Source organism: Brevundimonas sp. CURTG3B2_SDJG, from assembly GCF_057364705.1.
In genome coordinates this window covers 1-2,958 of the sequence record NZ_JBNFOJ010000331.1, presented here as the reverse complement: position 1 = coordinate 2,958, position 2,958 = coordinate 1, and the positions used below count along the sequence as shown (strand labels likewise).

Genomic DNA, 2,958 nt, shown 5'->3' with positions numbered 1-2,958 from the left:
CCCGGCTGGACAGCCTGCTGCCGCCCGTCGCCTCCCACCCCCGCCTCGGGCCGGCGTGGACCAGGGCGAAATCCTGGTCCGCCACGCCGGGCGACAGTCGCCTGACCGTCGACTACGTCCTGAACGGCGACTGCGTGGTCTCGGCCCGGGGCGAGGACGCCGCCGACGTCGCCGCGGCCCTCATGGCGCGCATGGCCGCTCCCGGCTCGGGCTGGACCCTCTCGCACCACGCCTGGATGGCCTCGAACCCAAACGCCGGCGCCGCCGCCCATGGGATCGAGGCCAACTACCGCCACGCCGACGGCCGCGAAGCCGTCATCCTCGTCGGCGACGACGGCGAAGGCGAGGTCCAGCTCCAACTTTGGCGCCCGGCCCCCTGACTCCTCGCCGTCGAGAACGCTCCGGCTGAGGTCTGACAGACCTTCCCCGAAAATTATTCATCGTCTTTCTGTGGACAACCCAAACCGCTGTTCCGAATAAGGGAATTTCGTCCGCCCACAGATATGCACAGGCTTATGCACCGAGGCCGGGGCGGTTCCGCACAGCCGGCCGATTTCGGGCGCTTGCCTCATAGCCGGTTTCGTCGGAACGTCAATGGGCCGAGGGACACGGCGGCGCGGAAACCGGGGAGACCCGGGGCTCAAGGCGAACCGGCCCGGCTCTCTGACCCGACGCTTCGGGTGGTCTTCGGACCAAACGGGCGGGAGGCAGGATCAAGGCTCCCGAACGAAGACGGCTTCGGCCGGAAACGTTCACGGAGAACCGGATCGGGATCGAAGGACGGCGCAGGCCAGACCTGCGGAACGCCGGAGACCAGGAGCGCGAAAGGATACAGCCGACCATCGTCGGGGTTCGCCCCGCTGATGCCGAAGCCAGGGTCCGAAACCTCAACGGCCAAGTCCAACCCGGACTTGGCGAGGGGACGAGGAAAACCGGTTCGCCGGAGATCTTCGTCCCCTCGCTCAATTCCGGCCCCTGCTAGATCTCCAGCAGCAGCGGGCAATGGTCCGACACCTCGGGGTCCTGGACCACGTCGAAGCGGACGACCTCGCTCACCCGGTTGACGAACATGTAGTCCGCGAACTTGCCGGGCTTGCCGTAGTGCGAGGTGCGGGTGCTCTCGAACCCCCCGGTCGTCACCAGCTCCGTCAGCCCGGCATCGCGCAGCAGGTCCAGCGTCGCGCTGTCCCGCTCGACGTTGAAATCGCCGCAGACCACCGCGAAATCCTCCGGCCGGGACACGCGTCGCGACAGCTCCAGCAGTTTCACCGTCTGCGCCAGCCGCTCGGGCGTGTCCATCTTCCCCCTCAGGTCGCGCAGGCCGTGCATGTGAGCGATGCTGACCGTCCGGCCGCGTTCCGGGTCGTACAGCCTCACGGCGTGCGCGTTGCGGGACCGGGGATGTTCGCCGTAACCGTCCGGCGAATAGGTCTTGTGAACGAAATCCTGGGCCTGGGCGATGACCGGCAGGGCGCGATGCACGAAGGTGGCCAGCCCCCATTGGGACGGCACGGCCCTATCTCCGTCCCAGAGCACGCCCTGGGCCGCCGGGCAGAAGATCGCGACATGGTCCGGCAGCGCGGCGCGGACGTCCCGGAAGAAGTTCGCCCTCTGCGGCAGAACGTGGGTCCCGTCGCGATAGATCAGCTCATCCTTGTCCGAGGCCGGGCTGTGAACGACCTCCTGAAGGCACAGCACCTCGGGCGCCTCCGAGGCGAGGTACGGCCCTAGAGCGTCATGCAGGGTCCCGCCCCAGCCGTTCAGGCACATGATCCTCATGGCGGGACCTATCCCGCACCCTTCGGATTCGGTCCAGTCCGCTGCGCCTTCCCAAGGCCCCCATCCGCTCGTACATCAGGGGCATGACTCCGCGTGGAAATCGCCGTTTTCGGCCCAGCCGCCGCGCCCTGATCGCCGGGGCCGGGGCCCTGGCCGCCACGACCGCGCTGGCCGCCTGCAACCGCTCCGAGGTCGAGCCGGACGCCGACGGCCGCATCCGCCTGCGCTTCGCCACCGACTGGCGTGCCCAGGCCGAGCACGGCGGCTTCTACCAGGCCATCGCCTCGGGAGCCTATGAGAGGCGCGGCCTTAACGTCCAGATCGTTCAGGGCGGCCCTGGCGTGAACGTGCCTCAGCTGCTCGCCTCCGGCGCCGTCGAGCTGGGCATGGGCTCCAACAGCTTCATCCCGATGAATCTGGTCGCCGAGGGCGCGCCGGTGAAAGCCGTGGCCGCCTTCTTCCAGAAGGACCCCCAGGTCCTGATCGCCCATCCGGACCCGGCCCTGCGCGGCATCGCCGACCTCGCCGGCCGTCCGTTCCTGCTCGCCGACGCCTCGATCAACGCCTTCTGGGTCTGGCTGAAGGCCAAATACGGCTTCACCGACGACCAGGTTCGCAAATACACCTTCAACCCCGCCCCCTTCCTGGCCGACCCCCGGGCGGTGCAGCAGGGCTATCTGACCTCCGAACCGTACACGATCGAGAAGGAGGCGGGCCTCGTTCCGCGGGTCTTCCTGCTGGCCGACGAGGGCTACCCCTCCTACGCCACCATGGTGCTGGCCCCCAACGCCTTCGCGCGCGACAACGCCCAGGCCCTGCGCGGCTTCATCGCCGCCTCGGCCGAGGGCTGGCGCGACTACATCCAGGGGGACGGCAAGGCCGCCGACGCCCTGATCCGCCGCGACAACCCCGAGATGACCCAGGACGTGCTGGATCAGGCCCGCGAAAAGCTGAAGGCCAACGGCATCGTCGACGGCGGCGACGCCGCGCTTTACGGCCTGGGGACCATGACCGAGGAGCGCTGGAAGGCCTTCTTCGACGTCACCAGCCAGGCCGGCGTCTATCCTCAGGACCTGGACTGGCGCCAGGCCTTCACCACCCAGTACCTGCCGCCGCGGCCGTGGCGGCGACGCTAGGCCCGCCGCCGCCCTCCGGGGCGCCGTCGTCCGCTATCCCGGC

3 protein-coding genes are annotated in these 2,958 nt (G+C 69.1%); 2 read left to right on the top strand and 1 reads right to left on the bottom strand.

Going from position 1 to position 2,958, the window contains the following annotated elements:
* A partial coding sequence (locus tag AC2W7C_RS16070) for a hypothetical protein (protein ID WP_486002299.1) occupies nucleotides 1-380 on the top strand: 380 nt, incomplete at its 5' end.
* 598 nt (nucleotides 381-978) lie between these two features.
* On the opposite strand, the gene AC2W7C_RS16065 is transcribed toward AC2W7C_RS16070, so the two are convergent.
* Entirely contained in the window at nucleotides 979-1,779 is an 801-nt protein-coding gene (locus AC2W7C_RS16065; RefSeq protein WP_486002298.1) for an endonuclease/exonuclease/phosphatase family protein, read from the bottom strand.
* 83 nt (nucleotides 1,780-1,862) lie between these two features.
* Here AC2W7C_RS16065 and AC2W7C_RS16060 point away from each other — a divergent pair, with 83 nt between their 5' ends.
* Nucleotides 1,863-2,915, top strand: a complete 1,053-nt coding sequence (locus AC2W7C_RS16060; protein ID WP_486002297.1) for an ABC transporter substrate-binding protein — start codon at nucleotides 1,863-1,865, stop codon at nucleotides 2,913-2,915.
* Nucleotides 2,916-2,958 lie beyond the last annotated feature (43 nt).